Genomic DNA, 1323 nt, shown 5'->3' with positions numbered 1-1323 from the left:
CGTGGCTGCAGGAGAAGATACCTCCCATATCCTCAGCGGGTTGACTAACCAGCTGCCTGATCGTGATCCCGAAGAGACTGCCGAGTGGGTTGAGTCCCTGGATGCATTGATCAGGGAACAGGGCACCGAGCGTGCCCAATTCATCATGCGGAGCCTGCTGCAGCGTGCCGGCGCGCAGAGCGTCGGGGTGCCGATGGTGACCACCACCGATTACGTGAACACCATCCCCGTGGACCAGGAAGCGGAATTCCCGGGCAACGAGGAATTCGAGCGCCGTTACCGGGCCTACATGCGCTGGAACGCTGCGGTGATGGTCCACCGGGCCCAGCGGGCGAACATCGGCGTGGGCGGACACATCTCCACCTACGCCGGGGCCGCGACCCTGTACGAGGTCGGGTTCAACCACTTCTTCCGCGGCAAGGACCACCCCGGCGGCGGGGACCAGGTCTTCTTCCAGGGCCACGCCTCCCCCGGCATGTACGCCCGCGCGTTCATGGAAGGCCGGCTCTCCGAGGAGGACCTGGACGGGTTCCGGCAGGAAAAGTCCCGCGAGGGCCACGCCCTGTCCTCCTACCCGCACCCGCGCCTGATGCCGCACTTCTGGGAATTCCCCACCGTGTCCATGGGCATCGGGCCGATGAACGCGATCTACCAGGCCCAGTCCAACCGCTACCTGCACAACCGCGGCCTGAAAGACACCTCGGACCAGCAGGTCTGGGCGTTCCTCGGCGACGGCGAAATGGACGAACCCGAGTCCCGCGGCCTGCTCCAGCTCGCCGCGAACGAGAACCTGGACAACCTCAACTTCGTGATCAACTGCAACCTCCAGCGCCTGGACGGGCCCGTGCGCGGCAACGGCAAGATCATGCAGGAACTCGAAGCGTTCTTCCGCGGTGCGGGCTGGAACGTCATCAAGGTCGTCTGGGGCCGGGAATGGGACGACCTCCTCACCAAGGACACCGACGGGTCGCTGGTGAAGATCATGAACGAAACCCCCGACGGGGACTACCAGACCTACAAGGCCGAATCCGGCGGGTTCGTCCGCGAACACTTCTTCGGCAAGACCCCGCAGACCAAGGACATGGTCGCGGACCTCACCGATGACCAGATCTGGAACCTCAAGCGCGGCGGCCACGACTACCGCAAGGTCTACGCCGCCTACAAGGCAGCCACCGAATTCAAGGGCAAGCCCACCGTCATCCTGGCCAAGACCGTCAAGGGCTACGGCCTCGGACCGCACTTCGAGGGCCGCAACGCGACCCACCAGATGAAGAAACTCACCCTGGATGACCTGAAGAAATTCCGCGACCACCTGCGGATCCC

The 1323-nt window shown here is 64.5% G+C and carries 1 pseudogene; it reads left to right on the top strand.

Annotation, left to right across the window (positions count from 1 at the left end):
- Position 1: 1 nt before the first annotated feature.
- Positions 2-1323, top strand: a pseudogene (locus PV768_RS21790) (pyruvate dehydrogenase (acetyl-transferring), homodimeric type); the annotation flags it as partial.

This window comes from Pseudarthrobacter sp. CC4, assembly GCF_048957775.1.
Classification (GTDB): Bacteria; Actinomycetota; Actinomycetes; order Actinomycetales; family Micrococcaceae; genus Arthrobacter.
The sequence above is the reverse complement of the archived record's forward strand: the minus strand, read 5'-3'. Positions and strand labels throughout refer to the sequence as shown.